General features: G+C 59.7%; 10 protein-coding genes. 6 read left to right on the forward strand and 4 right to left on the reverse strand.

Going from position 1 to position 17,457, the window contains the following annotated elements:
• Positions 1 to 348 precede the first annotated feature (348 nt).
• Positions 349 to 2,175 (reverse strand): phosphoenolpyruvate carboxykinase (GTP), encoded by a 1,827-nt coding sequence (locus ACLI1Q_RS11170; protein ID WP_239269280.1) that lies wholly within the window; start codon positions 2,173 to 2,175, stop codon positions 349 to 351.
• A gap of 362 nt (positions 2,176 to 2,537) precedes the next feature.
• Here ACLI1Q_RS11170 and trmB point away from each other — a divergent pair, with 362 nt between their 5' ends.
• The 6 genes from trmB (at position 2,538) to ACLI1Q_RS11200 (ending at position 9,072) form a co-directional block, all read left to right on the forward strand.
• On the forward strand, positions 2,538 to 3,314 hold the full coding sequence (trmB, locus tag ACLI1Q_RS11175) for a tRNA (guanosine(46)-N7)-methyltransferase TrmB (protein ID WP_284849691.1): 777 nt from the start codon (positions 2,538 to 2,540) through the stop codon (positions 3,312 to 3,314).
• On the forward strand, positions 3,315 to 3,908 hold the full coding sequence (locus tag ACLI1Q_RS11180; RefSeq protein ID WP_005285198.1) for an NYN domain-containing protein: 594 nt from the start codon (positions 3,315 to 3,317) through the stop codon (positions 3,906 to 3,908).
• A gap of 14 nt (positions 3,909 to 3,922) precedes the next feature.
• The gene (locus ACLI1Q_RS11185; RefSeq protein ID WP_284772121.1) at positions 3,923 to 6,076 is read left to right on the forward strand and encodes an MMPL family transporter; all 2,154 of its coding nucleotides are present in this window, start codon (positions 3,923 to 3,925) and stop codon (positions 6,074 to 6,076) included.
• On the forward strand, positions 6,077 to 7,105 hold the full coding sequence (locus ACLI1Q_RS11190) for a YbhN family protein (protein ID WP_284772120.1): 1,029 nt from the start codon (positions 6,077 to 6,079) through the stop codon (positions 7,103 to 7,105).
• On the forward strand, positions 7,102 to 7,440 hold the full coding sequence (locus ACLI1Q_RS11195) for a DUF3054 domain-containing protein (protein ID WP_284772119.1): 339 nt from the start codon (positions 7,102 to 7,104) through the stop codon (positions 7,438 to 7,440). Before ACLI1Q_RS11190 ends, ACLI1Q_RS11195 begins: the two co-directional genes overlap by 4 nt.
• A gap of 237 nt (positions 7,441 to 7,677) precedes the next feature.
• Entirely contained in the window at positions 7,678 to 9,072 is a 1,395-nt protein-coding gene (locus ACLI1Q_RS11200) for a lipase family protein (RefSeq protein ID WP_239269286.1), read from the forward strand.
• 254 nt (positions 9,073 to 9,326) lie between these two features.
• Here the strand turns inward: ACLI1Q_RS11200 and ACLI1Q_RS11205 are convergent, their stop codons facing one another.
• From ACLI1Q_RS11205 to ACLI1Q_RS11215, 3 genes are all read right to left on the reverse strand, one after another.
• Positions 9,327 to 10,883 carry an acyl-CoA carboxylase subunit beta gene (locus ACLI1Q_RS11205; RefSeq protein ID WP_239269287.1) on the reverse strand — a complete coding sequence of 519 codons (1,557 nt, stop codon included), beginning with the start codon at positions 10,881 to 10,883 and terminating at the stop codon, positions 9,327 to 9,329.
• Complete coding sequence (locus tag ACLI1Q_RS11210) at positions 10,858 to 15,618, reverse strand: type I polyketide synthase (RefSeq protein WP_239275397.1); 4,761 nt, start codon at positions 15,616 to 15,618, stop codon at positions 10,858 to 10,860. Before ACLI1Q_RS11210 ends, ACLI1Q_RS11205 begins: the two co-directional genes overlap by 26 nt.
• A gap of 90 nt (positions 15,619 to 15,708) precedes the next feature.
• Positions 15,709 to 17,454, reverse strand: coding sequence for a FadD32-like long-chain-fatty-acid--AMP ligase (locus ACLI1Q_RS11215; protein ID WP_239269289.1), 1,746 nt, complete (start codon positions 17,452 to 17,454; stop codon positions 15,709 to 15,711).
• Positions 17,455 to 17,457 lie beyond the last annotated feature (3 nt).

The raw sequence follows: 17,457 nt of genomic DNA on the forward strand, positions 1-17,457 counted from the left end.
GGCGAGAACTCCGTTTCGGTTTTGATACACACGCTCGACTACTGGACACCGTCGTCGTTGTTGCCTCCGACGGGGACGAACTATTAATCCATGTAATGAAAGCTCGCCCACACTACAGCAAGCTCCTCGAATAACGACGTTCCAGTCCTCACCGGTTGGGGCACTCGCCGAGGGGCCCTGTTGGACCCGTGACCAATCCTAGAGACGATTTATTCCCACTTTCGTAGTGCAGGAATCGTTCCGAGGTCTAAACCACAGAATGTGTTGTTTAACCCCAACAAAGATCTAACCCCAGAGCTTTACGCTGCTGGGGTTAGCTTTATGCGGGATTTACCGCGGATGAACGCGTTAGGAAGCGGCGTCCTCCACGCGCTTCTTCAGGGCGCGGAATTGGTTCCACACTTCCTCAGGCACGCGGGAGCCCAAGAAGTTCAGGTACTCGGCGTTGTCTTGCATATCGCCTTGCCATTCCTTCGGGTCAACGTCAAGGGCGGCGCGAACGTCGTCGATATCGAAGTCAAGGCCTTCCAAGTCGATGTCCTCGGCGCGGGCAGTACGGCCGACCACCGTGTCCTCGGCCTCCACGTTGCCTTCGATGCGGTCGATGATCCACTTAAGAACGCGGGAGTTCTCGCCAAAGCCTGGCCACAGGAAGCGGCCGTCGTCGCCGCGGCGGAACCAGTTAACCAGGAAGACCTCTGGCATGCGGTCGCCGCCCTTTTTACCCATGTCAATCCAGTGCTGCAGGTAGTCACCGGCGTTGTAGCCCATGAACGGCAGCATGGCCATCGGGTCGTGGCGCAGCGCGCCTACTTCGCCCTCTGCCGCTGCGGTCTGGCCGGAGGACAGCAGTGCACCGATCATGGTGCCGTGGTTCCAGTCGAAGGACTGGGTGACCAGCGGAACCGTGGTCTTGCGGCGGCCGCCGAAGAGGATGGCATCGATTTTGACGCCCTTCCAGTCGTCGTATTCCGGCGCGGCGGTGGGGCACTGGGAAATCGGTACGCAGTAGCGGGAGTTCGGGTGGGCGGCCTTGGTGGACGATGCCGGCGTCCAGTCCTCACCGGTCCAAGAGATGAGGTGTTCTGGTGCCTCCTCGGTCATATCCTCCCACCAGACGTCGCCGTCATCGGTAAGCGCAACGTTGGTGAACAAGGTATTGCCCGGCTTCATGGTATCCATGGCGATCGGGTTGGAGTCGTAGTTGGTGCCAGGGGCAACGCCGAAGAATCCGTTTTCCGGGTTCACAGCGTAAAGGCCGTCCTCGCGCAGGTGCAGCCAGGCGATGTCATCGCCCACGACCTCGGCCTTCCAGCCCGGAATGGTGGGGGTGATCATGGCCAGGTTGGTCTTACCGCACTGGGATGGGAATGCGGCGGCGACGTGGTAGTTCTTTCCTTCAGGGTTCGTCAGCTTCAGGATGAGCATGTGCTCAGCCATCCAGCCTTCTTCCTTGGCCATGACGGACGCGATGCGCAGCGCGTAGCACTTCTTGGCCAGGATGGCGTTGCCGCCGTAGCCGGAACCGTAGGACCAAATCTCCTTGGTCTCTGGGAACTGGGTGATGTACTTATTGTCGTTGCATGGCCAAGCAACGTCCTCTTCGCCTGGCTGCAGCGGGGCGCCGACGGAGTGGAGGGCGTGGACGAAATCGCCGTCCGTACCGATCTTGTCCAGTGCTTCTGCGCCCATGCGGGTCATGATGCGCATGGACAAGACCACATAAGCGGAATCGGTCAGCTGCACGCCAAGCTTGGGCTCTGGATCGCTAATCGGGCCCATGCAGAAAGGAACGACGTACATGGTCCGGCCCTTCATGGATCCACGGAAGGCCTCCGTCATTTCTTCCTTCATGGCCTTTGGCGGTGCCCAGTTATTGGTTGGGCCCGCATCTTTTTCCTTCGAGGTGCAGATGAAGGTGCGGGATTCCACGCGGGCAACGTCCGCAGGGTTGGACCGCGCCAAGTAGGAATTCGGGCGCTTTTCCTCATTGAGCTTGATGAGGGTGCCTTTATCGACCAGCTCTGCGGCGAGGCGGTCAGCCTCTTCCTGTGAGCCATCCACAAAAGCCACCTCGTCCGGCTGGAAAAGCTCAATGCTTTCATTAATCCAATCGATCAGTTCTTGATTGTCTGTAGGCAGCTCTCCAACGAGGCCCTGAATGGTGGCGGTCATGAAAAATTCTCCTCTGGATAGGATGTGAAAATCGGGGCATATCACGGCCCAACTTTGCCTTCCGTCTCCAGATTAACCGGCAAAGACAAAATATTGGTCACATTAAGTGTCATTTTTCCCACTCCGGTTATATCCACCGCCGTGAGCGGACATTTACCGAGCACACTGTGGATAATTGTGATATCAAGCGTGATTTTCTCCACACCATTTCGGGGGTATTAAAGTTTCCTATTTACCCATTCTATGCCACAAAGAACCACCCCCGCAGAATCCACCAGTTATCCTCCCTCCCCCATACGGTGGGGAAAATACCCGGCGCGGCATATTGCTTGCCATGCCTGGACAGGGAAAAATAGGGCGCAATGAATAGCACGGATAATTCTCAAAACACCCCTGCCGGAGAAATGCCGCCGGGCCGCCCGCCGCAAACGGACTTCAATGCGGTCTTTGATAATGACCTGGACTACCCGCGCCTGGGCAATGTCACCTTCCGCCGCGGCAAGCTCACGGATAACCAGCACCAGCTTTTTGAGCAACGCTGGCCCGAGCTGGGCCGCGTCTTAAGCGATGAGCTTATCGATGTCGATGAGTGGTTCGGCCGCACCGGCGCCAAGACCATCGTGGAAATCGGCTCCGGCACCGGTACCTCCACCGCGGCCATGGCGCCGCTGGAGCAAGACACCAATATCATCGCGGTAGAGCTCTATAAGCCCGGTTTGGCCAAGCTCATGGGGCAGGTGGAGCGCGAGGGCATCGATAATATCCGCATGATCCGTGGTGATGGCGTGGAGGTCATGGTGCGTATGATTGCCCCGGAATCCCTCGACGGCATCCGCGTCTTCTTCCCGGACCCCTGGCCCAAGGCGCGCCACCACAAGCGCCGCATCATCCAATCTGGCACGCTCAACCTCTTTGCCTCCCGGTTGAAGAAGGGTGGCGTCCTGCACGTTGCGACCGATCACGCCGGTTATGCCGAATGGATAGATGAGCTCGTACACGTCGAGCCCAGCCTGGAGTACAAGGGCTGGCCGTGGCCGGATTGCCCGCAATTGGTGGATCGCCAGATCATCACCAAGTTTGAGGGCAAGGGCCTAGATAAAGAACACATCATTACTGAATACCTGTGGGAGAAGAAGTAAATGAGCACCTATCTACTGGTGTGGGACGCACCCAATATGGATATGGGGCTCGGCTCGCTGCTCGGCGGGCGCCCCACCGCGGCGCACCGCCCGCGTTTTGATGCCATCGGCCGGTGGCTGGTCTACCGCGCGGTGGATGTCGATGCGGATCCGCAGGCCGCAGTATTTACCAATGTCTCCCCCGGCGGCGCCGATGTGATTCGCCCGTGGGTGGAGGCCATCCGCAACGTGGGCTTTGGTGTCTTTGCCAAGCCGAAGATCCACGAGGATGATGACGTGGATCCGGATATGATCGACCACATTGAAAAACTGCGCGATGATCTCGCCGGCGTCGTGGTGGCCTCTGCCGATGGTCAGAACTTTCAGCCCTTGTTAGAAGAGCTCATTGATGAGGGCCTGCCTGTTACCGTCCTGGGTTTCCACGAACATGCCTCTTGGGCCGTGGGCCACCCCGAGATCGAGTTCGTTGACTTAGAAGATATTGACGGCGTCTTTCGCGAGCCGCTGCCGCGCGTCAACCTGGATAACCTGCCTGAAGGTGGTGCATGGCTCCAGCCATTCCGCCCGCTGGCTGCGCTACTGAATAATAGCTAGGAGGCTTACCCCACATGTTTGAAAAATGGGGACGATTTTCCTACGCGCACCGTAAGGTCATTCCCATCGTCATCCTCGGTGCCATCCTTGCCCTCTTCGTAGGCTTTGGAACCCAGCTCGAGGAACGCATGAGCCAGGAGGGCTGGGAGGACCCGAATGCGGCATCGACAAGCGCGGCGCAAATCGAACAAGAAACGTTCGGCCGCGATAATTCCGGCGACGTGATTTTGCTCTTTAGCTCGCCCGATGAGAACTTCGATGCCGCCAAGGAGCACTTGGCGCAGCTCAAAGAGGAGTACCCGGACCAGATTGACTCTGTCACCAGCTATTTCGATAGCAAGAATCCCAACCTGGTCAATGATGATCACTCGCTGGCCTTTGCTGCCATTGGGCTCAAGGGCGATGATGAACAAACCCTGAAGGATTTCCGCGCCATCGAGGGCGCGCTGACGGATACCTCCGCGCCGGTCAAGGTTGCCGGCGCCACGGCCGTGGCGGACGCCCTCGATGAAGGCATGGCAGAAGATATTGCGCGCGCGGAAAAGGCCGCGCTCCCGCTCGTTGGCCTGCTGCTTCTGGTGGTCTTTGGTTCCGTAGTGGCGGCGTTCATGCCGCTTATCGTCGGTGGCCTATCCATCCTGGGCTCGCTGGGCATTTTGGCCGTCCTGGCCGGTTTCCTGCAGGTCAACGTCTTTGCCCAGGCAGTGGTCACGCTGCTGGGGCTGGGCTTGGCCATCGATTACGGCCTATTTATGGTCTCCCGCTTCCGTGAGGAACTGGATAAGGGAAGTTCCACCAAGGATGCCGTGGCCACCACCACCGCCACCGCCGGGCAGACCGTGGTCTTTTCCGCGGCGATGGTCGCCGTCGCGCTCTCTGGGCTCTTCCTCTTCCCCCAGGCCTTCTTGAAGTCCGTTGCCTATGGCTCGATTTCCGCCGTCGGCCTGGCGGCCCTTTTGTCCGTCACCGTTTTGCCGGCCCTGTTTGGCATGCTCGGGCCCAAGATCGACCTGTGGTCGGTACGCCGCACCTCCCGCACGGCCCGCACCATTCAGGACACCTGGTGGTACAAGCTGCCGCGCTGGGCCATGCGCCGCGCCAAGGGCCTGACCCTGGCCATCTGTGGCCTGCTCATTGCGCTCGCACTGCCGATCATGAGCATCACCTTCGGCGGCATCAACGAAACCTACCTGCCGCCCAACCACGACACTCGCGTGGCGCAGGATACCTTCAACGACGAGTTCCCTGCCTTCCGCACCGAGCCGGTCAAGCTCGTGGTGGAAGGCGCCACCAACGAGCAGCTTGTCGATGTCGTCATGCAAGTCCGCGGCCTCGACGGCCTTACCGAGCCCATGGGTCCATCGACCGCCACCAAGGACGGGACTACTGTCCTTTCGGCTGGCATTAAGGACCGCGAGGACTACGCACAAATCGTCCACGAACTCGAGGACGTCAAAGCGCCCGAGGGCGTCAACCTGTATGTCGGCGGCACGCCAGCCATGGAGGTCGAGTCGCTCGATGCCCTCTTCCACAAGCTGCCGTGGATGGCGCTGTACGTCGTACTCGCCACCTTCATCCTCATGGCATTAGTCTTTGGCTCTTTCGTGCTGCCGATTAAGGCCATTGTCATGACGCTGTTGACCCTGGGCGCCACCCTGGGCATCCTCACGCTCATGTTCGTCATCGGCGTGGGCTCTGGCGCGCTGAACTTCTCGCCCGGCCCGCTGATGAGCCCCATTCTGGTGCTGATCATCGCCATCATTTATGGACTGTCCACCGACTACGAGGTCTTTTTGGTCTCCCGCATGGTGGAGGCGCGGCGGCGCGGCGATTCCACGGATGAGGCCATCGCCACAGGCACCGCGCATACCGGCGGCATCATCACAGCGGCGGCCCTGATTATGATCGTGGTGGCGGGCGCGTTCGGCTTCTCCGATATCGTGATGATGAAATACATCGCGTACGGCATGATTTTTGCGCTGCTTATCGATGCCACCATTGTCCGCATGCTCCTCGTACCCGCCGTTATGCACCTGCTGCGCGAGGATAACTGGTGGGCGCCTAGCTGGTTGCACCACTTGACCACTAGGCTTTCTGGTAGTACCACCCGCCGTGGGAAGACCATTCCCTTCAGTGAGTTAAAGCGGCGCCTTGAAGGAGATAAATAATTGAAAAATTGGCTGCAAGTTATCGCCTCGCTCGTCATCCTGGCCATCCTCATCTATGTCTTCCGCGATGAGCTGGACTTTTTAAGCGAAGGCTTCTCCCGGCTCTCCCACGCCGAACCAGGGCCGGTAACGCTCGTGGTCGTTGCCTCCATCCTCTCCGTCGTGGCCATGGGTGAGGTCATGCGCCTGCTCATCCGCGCCGGTGGCGTGGAGGTGGAGGCCACGGAAACCGCCGCGCTTACCTTTGCATCCAATTCGTGGTCCACCACCATGCCCGCAGGCCCCGCCTTTTCTGCCATTTTGACCTTCCACGTGCAGCGCACCTGGGGCGCCTCGGTGGTCCTGTGCGGCTGGTTCTTCGTGCTGTCATCGGCCATTTCCACCCTGTGGCTGGTGCTTATTGGGCTCGGCGGCGTGCTCTTCCTCAATGCCGATATGGCCCTGTGGTCCCTCATCGGCACATTGGCAGCGATGCTGGCGCTCTCCGGCGGGCTCTTCTGGCTAAGCAACCACCCCGAAACGCTCGAGCGCTGGGTAAAAAAGCAGCGGCTGATAAAGGGTTCCAAGCGCGAAGCACTGCTCGAGCACGTAGAGAGCCTCAAGGAAGTGCACCTCACCCGCCGGCAATTCGCCTGGGCGTCGTTCTACTCCTTGACCAACCGGCTCATTGACATGGTCGCGCTCTGGGGCTGCGTCTGGGCTGTGACCGGCCAGATGCCAACGACCGATTCGGCCGATAACACCACCACCATCGCCGGCGTCGCGCTGGCTTATCTCACCGCCAAGCTGGCCGGCTCCGCCCAGGTCACTCCGGCGGGTCTCGGCACGGTGGAAGCGGCGATCATCGCCACGCTCGTGGCCACGGGCATGACCGCAGTCGATGCCACCAGCACGGCGATCATCTACCGCCTTATCTCTTTTGCCTTCATCACCGCTATTGGCTGGGTCATTTACTTCTGGCACTATGCCCGCAAGGGCATTACCTACGCCGCGCTATCCCGTAAAGAAAAAGAAAAGGAAACCGTATGACTTCCACGCGTATCGCTCCGCTCATTGACATCATCGCCTTGATGATTTTCGCCATCGCCGCCCGCCTCGCCCACGGCGGATTGAGCTTTTCCAGCTGGGTCGATGCCTTCTGGCCTTGGGCGGTAGGCGCGCTCATCGGCTGGGCCATCATCCTCGCCACAAAGGTCCAGGGCAAGTGGAAAGAGGGCGTTGTAGTCTGGCTGTCTGCCATCATCGGCGGCATGGCCCTGTGGATCATGGTCAATGACCGCCTGCCACATTGGAGCTTCCTCATCGTTGCGACCGTGATGTCCGCCCTGTTCTTCTTTGGCTGGCGGCTATTTGCCCGTAAATAAATACGCCCAGCCCATGGGAAAGACGCTTTCCCTAGGGCACACATCAGTCAAATTCAATCATCAGTTTTTGGCTTTGCGCTGTCCACCTCGCCCCTTGTAGGGGTGATCGGCTCAAAATAACATTTCAACCTAATAGTACGGGAAAGCTTTTAGTGAATAATTGCCCGTATCCGAACACAGAATTTCAAAATCGGATACCGCTCAATTATCCCTACAAGAAGTTGAAAGGCTCCCGTAGTGAAAGCTGCAACCCGTAACTATCTAGCGCTTGTGGCCTCAGGGGTTCTCATCACTGCCGCTTCCCCTGTCGCCGGCGCTATCGATTCTGTCGAATCGGCTCCACCGATTGAAGAGAATTCAGAGCTTCCAGAATCCTCTTTTATTGACGAGGCACTTAAAAGCTCAGGACCCGCTGAAGATTCACAAGAGGCGGCATCAATGGCCGAAGAAGCCTCCAAACTCCCTCCCCTTTCATCAGGGCTGTTGGGTTCAGGTGACCATATTGGAGACCAATACACTGCTTTCTATCATGATCCGGTAGACCTCGATTCCTCGGAGCCAGGACAGCTCTTCCGATCAGAATCTGTGCGCAACCCCAAAAATCCACTTGGCATCAGCAACGTCGGCCCCTATAAGGCAGACCGCATACTCTATTCTTCCACCAACCGTTCTGGAGAAAAGATCCAAGTAAGCGGGATGGTCATTGAGCCCAAGGCCGAGTGGGGCGGAGAAGGCCCACGCCCTGTCGTAGCATTTGCGCCGGGAACCCAAGGTTTAGCGGACCGCTGTGCCGCATCTCGTAAAATTGCAGACGGGGTAGGAGACTACGAGCAGTTCTATTTCCATCAGTACCTTAAGAAGGGCTATGCCGTAGTACTCACCGACTACGAGGGCCTTGGCACCCCTGGCATGCACACGTACATGGATCGTGCATCCCAAGGCCATACGGTCCTCGATAGCATTCGAGCTGCGCAGCAACTGGATGGCTGGGACATTAACGAATCCAACCCAGTATTCATCAATGGCTATTCCCAAGGCGGAGGAGCCGCTGCCGCTGCCGCCGAGCTATATGACGACTATGCTCCGGAGCTCAACATCAAGCTTGCGACTATTGGTGCTGCCCCAACAGATCTAACGTTGTTGCCTTCTGCCCTCGATGGATCATTGTATTTCCTCTTCGAGGCGTATGCCCTTTTGGGACTAAGCAACTCCTATGGCGAGGATCTGTACTCGCATCTCAATGACAGGGGCACACGAAAGCTACAGGATGCGACGAATACCTGCACCATGGGGCTTCTTAAAACCGCCGACACTACCGTGGAGCGGATCAGCAACGATGGCAGGAACGTGCAGGACTTTATTGACAGCGAGCCTTTCAAATCGATACTGGCAGAGCAGCATATTGGCTACGATGCACCCGCTATTCCAGTCGTCATCACGCATGGCCGCGGTGACGACGTTATTCCGTTTTCTACCGCTGAAAAGCTCGTCGATGAATGGACTGAGCGCGGCACCGATGTCACTTTCATCCCCAATAACGCCCACACTCACCCGACCGGTACCATCCCGCACATCATCGAATCAGTAAAAGCGATCGACGCCACCCTACAGCACGAGAAGGGAAGCCAGTAAATACTTGCTCTCCCCCTACACCATGTAAAAAGGCTCCGAGGCAAACAAGCCTCGAAGCCTTAAATATGTGCGAAATATTCTCAGCTTAGAACGGCACGTTGATTGGCACGCCCGCTGCGAACTGGTTGTACGCCCAGTAAGCGTAGCCAATGATCTCACCAATCAGGTCGAGAGCGTAGAGCAAATTAAACAAGGGATTCTCCTTCAGCTGTCACGAAACTCTTATTTAGGTATCGCGACGCCGTAGCACCGCGTTACATCGGCGCAATATTGTGCTTTTTGGGCAGGTCATGCGCCGACTTCGTAGCCAATTGCCGCAGCGCCTGGCGCAGGGCAATGCGCGATTGATTCGGCTGAATCATGGCATCGAGGTAGCCGCGTTCCGCCGCAACGTAGGGTGCCGTCATGGTCTCATCGTAGAAGTCCATGAACATCTTCTTGGTCATCTCGCGCTGCTCTGGGGTCTCGGCGGCCTCGAGCTGCTTGCCTGCGATCATGACCACGGCGGCGGCCGCGCCCATGACGGCGATCTGCGCGGTAGGCCACGCCAAGTTAATATCGCCGCTTAAGTTCTTCGACCCCATGACGGCATAGGCGCCGCCGTAGGCCTTGCGCACGATGAGCGAGACCTTCGGCACGGTCGCCTCCACGACCGCGAAGGCAAACTTCGCACCGCGGTGAATCAGGCCCACCTTCTCCTGCTCTACGCCCGGCAGGTAGCCAGGCGTATCGACGACGAAGACGAGCGGAACGTTATAGGCATCGCAGATGCGGATAAATCGCGCGCCCTTATCGGCGGCATCGGCATCGATGCAGCCGGCCAAGTGCATGGGGTTATTGGCCACAAAGCCCACCGTTTTGCCGTCGATGCGGCCAAAGGCGGTGATCATATTCGGCGCGAAGTTTTCTTGGATTTCGATGAGCTCATCGTCATCGCCAAGCTGGGTGAGCAAATCCATCATGTCGTAGCCGGCGTTGGTGTCATCCGGCATGAAGGAATCTAGATCCTCGTCTTCGATGATTTCGGCATCGGAAGGAGCGGGGAAGGTCGGCGACTCGTCAAAGCAGGTCAGCGGCAGGTGATCCAAAATATCGCGCACCATGTCAAAGGCGTCTTCCTCAGAATCCACCACGGCAGAGACGTTGCCGTTCAGCTCCTGCTGGCGGGCACCGCCGAGTTCAGCGGAGGTGACGTCTTCACCGGTAACCTCACGGATGACGTTGGGGCCGGTGACATACATTTCCGCTTCCTCATCCACAGCGATGACAAAGTCAGTGGTCACCGGCGCGTAGACCGCGCCACCGGCGGATTTACCCATCATGATGGAAATCTGCGGGCTGCGGCCAGAAAGCGGCAGCTGACGGCGGGCGATTTCGGAGTACATGGCCAGCGAGGTCACAGCGTCTTGGATGCGGGCGCCACCGGAATCTTGGATGCCGATGACCGGGCAGCCAATCTTGATGGCCATATCCATGATCTCGGTGACCTTCTTGCCAAAGGTCACGCCCACGGAACCGCCGTAGACCGTCTTATCGTGGGCATAAATGCACACAGGCCGGCCGGATACGCGGCCATAACCTGTAACCACACCATCGGAATAGATGGCCTCCGGGTCACCCGGGGTCTTGCCCAAGGAACCGGTTTCCACAAAGGAACCTTCATCCAAGAGCTCGTTGATGCGCTGGCGAGGGGTGGTACGGCCTGCCTCGTCGCGGCGTGTGCGGGAACGCTCGCTGCCTGGATCTTGCGCCTCTTCTAGGCGTTTGCGCAGGTCGGCGAGTTTCTCAGCGGTTGTTTGCTTGGCCGCCACGTATCTTCTCCTCGATCCAATCGTTCATATGCTTGCCCACGATGCCAATGGCTGGCTCGTCCGGCACTGCCAAGTGATCGCCGGGCAGCTGCACAATATCTAGATCCTTAACGATAACGCCCCAGCCGCCATCCGGATCAATCTCAGCGTAGCGCGGCTCCAGCTCGATCGCACCGTCATGCATCCGCTCGGAGCGGAAAAGCAGCACGGGAACGCTGACATCGGCCCAGCGGTGGAAATCGATCTTGGCCAAAATCTGGTTATCCACGAAGGACGCGCGCTGGTGCTCCAGGACGCCGGCGGATAGGCCGTGTTCGGAGGCATCCGTAGTGGCCAAGAATTCCGCCAGCATGGTCATCAAGGCATCCTCGCCCATGGTTTCCAGCATCTCGTACGGCGGCTCGAAGTCTAGGCCGTAGGTCTTCTTGGCAAAGGCAGCGTAGCGCTCCCACCGGGCGCGGGTTTCTTCCGGCGTATCCGGTGCCGGGTGGGAGGGCTGCGTGGTATCGAGCAAGGAAATGAAGGCGACCTCGGCGCTCTCTTCCCCGCGCTTGCTGCGCTCTGCCAGCTGGTAGGCCACCTCATAGGCCAAGGCGCCACCAAAGGACCAACCGCCAAGGACGACCTTGCGGCCGCGCGCAGAGCGAACGATATCCTCAATATAGGCTGCGGCGCGCTCCTCTAAGGAGCCTTCAATCCTTTCGACGCCGTAAACGGCGACATCCGCTGGCAGCCGCCGGGTCAGCGGCTGATAGACCACCGTGGTTCCACCGGCCGGGTGGAACATGAATACGGCTGGGCCATCGGCCTCGCGCAGGACGCGAATATTTCCCTCCACCTCGGTCTCAAGGCCCTCACGGACCAGGTCAGCCAAGGTTTCCAGTGCTTCGGCGTCGAGAACCTGCTGCGCGGTGACATCGATGTGGGCGCGCTCGCGCAAACGCTCGGCGATCTGTGCTGCCGCTTCCTCAGAGATCTCCGGAAGCGGCGAGGTCACGCCCGCCGGGGCCTTGCCGGTAATGCTTGCCCACGTGCCAAAGACCATGCGTTCAGAGGCATCGCGCGGGGCGACGCCCACGCCCTGCTCCGAGTCTTGGGTGGTCTCGTCTGCTGCGGGTGCCGCGGACTCGGTAGTCGACGCAGCATCGGCACTGTTCTCACTGTTATCAATGCGGCCGCCGGCAACGGCTTCCTCAACCATGGTGATGACGTCTGCCAAGGAGGCATCGCGAAGCGCCTGCACCTGCAGCGGTGGAATCTGGAAGTCATTTTCCACGCGGTTTTTAATGCGCATGCCCATCAGGGAATCGAGGCCCAGGTCAATCAGCGGCAGCTCGCGCGGCAGATCCGAGACGTCATATCCCATGGATTCGGACACGATAAGCGCCAGGCGGTCCTCGACGGTTTCTTGGCGCGGATCCCAGCGCACCGCGTCTACATTCGCGTCATCGGCAGTCGGCTCCGGGGCGGCGCTGCCCTCTGGCACCGCTGCGACCCCGGGGATCGCACCCGCGCCCAAGTCCAAGCCGGAGGCAAAACCTTCCGCCAAGAACTCCGTCCGGGTGTCCTGCACGCTGTAGACGGCGATGGACATGCCGCCGATGGACGTGGTGACCACGGTGGTTATTTCCCCGTACGGAGGGAGATCGCGGTGTTCCTCCGCGGCCACGATGTGCGCCCCAGGCTGCACCGCTTCTGCGGCGGCCTCCACGATGGCCAGCGTGGACGGGGCCTGATCCGCGTTGGTGGAAAAGGCCACCTTGCCCTCCGGCAGGTTCACGCGAGTACCGGGCAAGCCGGAAACCCCGGCCGAGGGCCGCGCGTTGGTCCAGAAGCGCTGGCGGTTGAACTGGGTATACGGCGCTTCTGCCTGCGCGCCCGAGCCCAATGCGGCGGCGAAATTCACCGGGGTTCCGGTTACGTAGAGCTTGCTCAATAGATCCAACAAGGACTCGGTGGGCTCCACCTTGCGCTTTAGGCTATACAGCAATTGCGCATCGGCCTTGCCCACGGCAAACGCGGTAGACATCAGCCCCATGAGCGCCACCGGGTTCGGCGAAATCTCCACCAACTGGGTGTGCCCTGCAGCAAAGGCCTGTTCCGTAGCGTCCTGCAGATACACCGGGTAGCGGGTCATGCGCAGCCAGTAATCCTCATCGTGGACGGTGGTGCCGGGGCGGTAGACCTCACCCTTATCCACGGAGGAAAAGAGGGTCGTATGCAGCGGGCGGGCCTCCATGCCGGCGATGGCAGCTTCGAGCTCGCCCAAGATCGGGTCGACGGCGGAGGTATGTCCCGCGGCCTTCACGTTGAGCGCGCGGGCAAATTTTCCTTCCCCGTCGAGTTTCTCCACCAGATCCAGCACCGCCTGGCGGGGACCGCCCACGGTGGTCATGCCGGGCCCGGTATAGACGGCTGGCTCGATGGCTGCATCGAGGGCGGCGATGTCCTCGGCGGATAGCTCGACGACGGCCATGGCTCCTTGCTCGGCCTCGCTTAGCGATGCCTCTCCCTCGCCCATCAAGCGCGCGCGGTGGCAGGCAATAATCATCGCATCCCGCGCGGAAATGCCACCTGCGGCATAGGCCGCGGCGATTTCACCCATGGACATGCCTATAACGCCCGCCGGGCGCACGCCGAAGGAGGCCAATAGGTCCGTCAGCGCGATCTGGATGGCGGTGATGGCAACCTGCGCCGTTTCCGTGTCATAGGTTTGGGAATCATCTTCAACGATGTCCAGGATGGACCAGCCCGACTCGAAATCCACGATGTCATCGAGTTCTTTCAGCCGCGCGCTAAACAGCGGCGACAGGGCGATCATGTCCTTCGCCATCTTGCGGTGCTGGGAACCAAAGCCGGAATACACGAAGACCGGACCTTGCACCTGCGGGGAATCCGCCGCGGCGATGCCGACAGACACCTTGCCCTCGGCCACCTGGCGCAGGCGCTTAATGGCCTCGTCAGTGGAGCTGGCCATGACAACGGCGCGCGAGCGCGAGTGGTTGCGGCGCGCGATCGTGCGCGCGACATCTGCTAGGTCTGGTTGTTCTGCCTCGAGGAAATCCGCGAGCAGGCCCGCCGCACGCGCGCGGCGGGAAGGTAAGAGGCCGGAGACCGGCAGCGCCACCGTGTCGGTGGATAGCTGCGGCTCGGTGGTACGCGGGGTGCCTTGGTAATCCGTCAAGACGACGTGGGCATTCGTGCCGCCAAAGCCAAAGCCCGATACGCCGGCCACCTTTTTCCCGGAGTATTCCGGCCACTCGCGCGGGTCTTCAACGACCTCGAGGCGCTCGGCCACGAAATCGATATAGCGGTTCGGACCAGCGTAATTGATATTCGCCGGGATAATATCGTGCCGCATGGCCTCGATGACTTTGATGAGGCCCACGACGCCCGCGGCGGATTCGGAGTGGCCAATATTGGTCTTGGCAGAGCCCAAGAGCACGGGCGATTCGATGCCGCGCCCAGCGCCCAGCACGCGGCCGAGCGCGCTGGCCTCGATGGGATCGCCCAAGATGGTGCCCGTACCGTGGGCCTCCACATAATCCACGTCCTCGGGCGCCACGCCCGCATCCGCGTAGGCGCGGCGCAGCACGTCTTCTTGCGCTTCTGGGTTAGGCGCAGTCAGGCCATTCGAGTGGCCATCAGAATTGACGGCAGAGCCCTTGAGGACGGCTAGGATTTCATCGCCATCATCCTCCGCGTCCTGTAGGCGCTTGAGCACCAGCACGCCGGCGGCATCGGCACGCACGATGCCATCGGCGTCATCAGAAAAAGCATGAATGGCGCTGGTAGGAGAGGTCACGCCGAGCTCCGAAAAGGCGGTGGAGGCGTGCGGGGCGGCCAAGATATTCACGCCACCCGCCAGCGCTACATCGGCCGCACCGGTGCGCAGATCCTTGATCGCATGATCGACTGCAACCAAGGAAGACGAGCAGGCCGTGTCCACATTGATGGACGGGCCGCGGAAATCCAGGGCATAGGAAATGCGGTTGGCAACGATTGCCGAGGAATTACCCGTGAGTGCATAAGGGTGCATCTCCGTGGGATCGGCGGTAATCAGCATGCCGTAATCATTATTGGTCGAGCCCATGTACACCCCCGTGTGCGTGCCGCGCAGCTCATTGGCGGGAAGGCCCGCGTTCTCCAGCGCGTGCCATACCAACTCAAGCAGGATGCGCTGCTGCGGATCCATGTTTGCGGCCTCCAGCGGCGATAGGCCGAAAAACTCCGCGTCAAAGGATGCAATATCGTCGATATAACCGCCGTCGGTATTGTGCTGCGCGATCTTCTCGCTCATTACCGGATCCGCGCTGTACTCAGACCACCGCCCCACCGGCAGCGGCCCTGTGCCCGCGCGCGATTCAGCGAGCATGGTCCAAAATTCCGGCACATCTTTAGCGCCTGGGAAACGTCCGGACAAGCCGATAACCGCAATATCAGTACCCTGTGCAGCGCGAGCTGTGCGCTGCACGCGCGGTGCATCGTCGTGCCGCCCCGCGGGCCCATTAAGCAAGCGATTGGCTAGAAGTTCAATCGTGGGGTACTCATACGCCACCGTCGCATCGAGCTGCGTGCCTAAAAGATTTTCTAATTCACCCGACAGCACTACGGCATCTCGAGAGGAAAGACCATAGTTTTCCAGGGGGGTGGAATCTAAAATCTCTGCGGCCGCTACGCCCGTGGCCTGGGATACCCAGTCACGCAGCCATGCACGAAGTTGCTCGATGGTCATAAACCGTCTTTCCTAGTGGGGTTAATAGAACGACAAATACCTATATCGCTCTATTTTGTCACCTTGTTAACTCAACGTCCGAATCCAGCTTTAGGCTTGGTAGTCCTTCTTTGCCACGCGGCGGGCAATCTTATGCGAGGAGGTGCGCTTAATTTCTCCTGGCGCCTTCCACACGATATCGCTCGGGGTAATGCCGTGATTCTTCGTCACGGCCGTGCGAATCGCCTCGCCGGCGGCAGCGTCGCCGGACGGATCCGCATCATCGGCGCGCTCCACCAAGAGAACCAAGGACTCTGAGTTTTCGCCCTCTACGGCAAAGGCGGCGACGGAATCTGGGCGCACGTGCGCCGATGCGTCCTGCACGGTGCCTTCAATATCTTGCGGGTAGTGATTGCGCCCGGCGATGACGATGAGATCCTTAAGCCGCCCGGTGATATACAGTTCGCCTTCGATGATGGTGGCGAGATCACCGGTGGCCATCCACCAATCATCCTCCGGCAGGCCATCCTGGATGCGCTCGTCCAGAGTATTGCGGAAGGTAGCCGCGGTTTCTTCCGGGCGGTTGAGGTAGCCCGTTGCCATATTTTGTCCATGCACCCAGATTTCACCGATGGTGCCCTCTGGGACCTCGGCCTTAGTTTCAGGATCCACGATGGCCAGGTGCTGGAACGAGACGCCCTGGCCATTCGAGGCAAAAGCAACCGTTGCAGCGGACTTTTCTTCAATAACAGCGTGCCCGTCCGCCAACTTTTCGCGGTTGAAATGGGAAATGACGGGGCGCTTTTCATCCTGTGCGGTAGCGACGATGAGGGTTGCCTCCGCCAAACCGTAGGACGGACGCAGCACCGAGCGGTCAACGCTAAAAGTGTCTAAGAACTTCTGTACCGCTGGTTCCGTCACCGGCTCAGAACCAATGAGGATGCCATCAACGTTGGAGAAATCCGCGTCCTTGCCGTAGCGCGCGGCCAATTCCAAGGCGAAATTGGGCACGGCGGTATAGGTATTCTTCTCTTTACCCGGCTGGCAGCTGATGCGCTCAACCCACCGGTTGGGGTGTTGGATGAAATCGCGCGGGGTCATCATGTCCAATTCGATGCCCAAAATAGTGGTGAATAGCGCCAAGATGATGCCCATATCGTGGTGCATCGGCAGCCACGAGACCACGCGCGGTGGGAACTGCAGGTTCACCGCCCGGAAGATCTGCAGCACATTCACCAAAATCGCGCGATTGCTCAGTTCTACACCAGCAGGGGTGCGCGTTGAACCAGAGGTGTACTGCAGGAAGGCGGTGGACTCCACGCCCGCGCCAGCGACCGGCTTCCACGACGCCGCCAAGGAATCAGGCAGCGCATTGATGGAGATGACGCGCGGGCGCTCCCGCTCGGTGGAGAAGTAGCTGCGCACCGCCGCGGCCGATACGCGATTGGTCAACACGATAGGGGGCTCGCAGTCAGCAAAGACCGCCTTGAGGTGATCCGCGTGCCCCGGCTCATTCGGATCATAGAGCGGAATCGGGGTCATTCCCGCATACATCGCACCTAAGAAACCAAAGAGGTATTCGGGAGAGTTGCCTGCCAGAATGGCCACGCGGGTTCCCGGTTCTGCAACCTGTTGTAGGCGCGCTGCCACCACTTTGATCCGGGTATTGACCTCCTGGCGGCTGAGCTCACGGGCGGTGTCTTCCTCACCGTATAGCCACTGGCGGATTACAACCTGCGAGGTATCCGTCTCTGCCTGGTAGAGGTTCTCGGCCAAGCCCGCCAAGGTGAGCTCTGCCGGGAGGGCTATATTGCCCTCGGTGTCAAAGAACTTCCCCATGAGTTGCTGTATATCCATCGA

This window comes from Corynebacterium limaceinasi, from assembly GCF_046717465.1.
Classification (GTDB): domain Bacteria; phylum Actinomycetota; class Actinomycetes; order Mycobacteriales; family Mycobacteriaceae; genus Corynebacterium.

Coding starts and splice junctions, on each gene's coding strand:
- trmB (WP_284849691.1), top strand. CDS start 2,538: ATGAATAGCACGGATAATTCTCAAAACACCCCTGCCGGAGAAATGCCG.
- ACLI1Q_RS11185 (WP_284772121.1), top strand. CDS start 3,923: ATGTTTGAAAAATGGGGACGATTTTCCTACGCGCACCGTAAGGTCATT.
- ACLI1Q_RS11215 (WP_239269289.1), bottom strand. CDS start 17,454: ATGGATATACAGCAACTCATGGGGAAGTTCTTTGACACCGAGGGCAAT.
- ACLI1Q_RS11180 (WP_005285198.1), top strand. CDS start 3,315: ATGAGCACCTATCTACTGGTGTGGGACGCACCCAATATGGATATGGGG.
- ACLI1Q_RS11170 (WP_239269280.1), bottom strand. CDS start 2,175: ATGACCGCCACCATTCAGGGCCTCGTTGGAGAGCTGCCTACAGACAAT.
- ACLI1Q_RS11195 (WP_284772119.1), top strand. CDS start 7,102: ATGACTTCCACGCGTATCGCTCCGCTCATTGACATCATCGCCTTGATG.
- ACLI1Q_RS11210 (WP_239275397.1), bottom strand. CDS start 15,618: ATGACCATCGAGCAACTTCGTGCATGGCTGCGTGACTGGGTATCCCAG.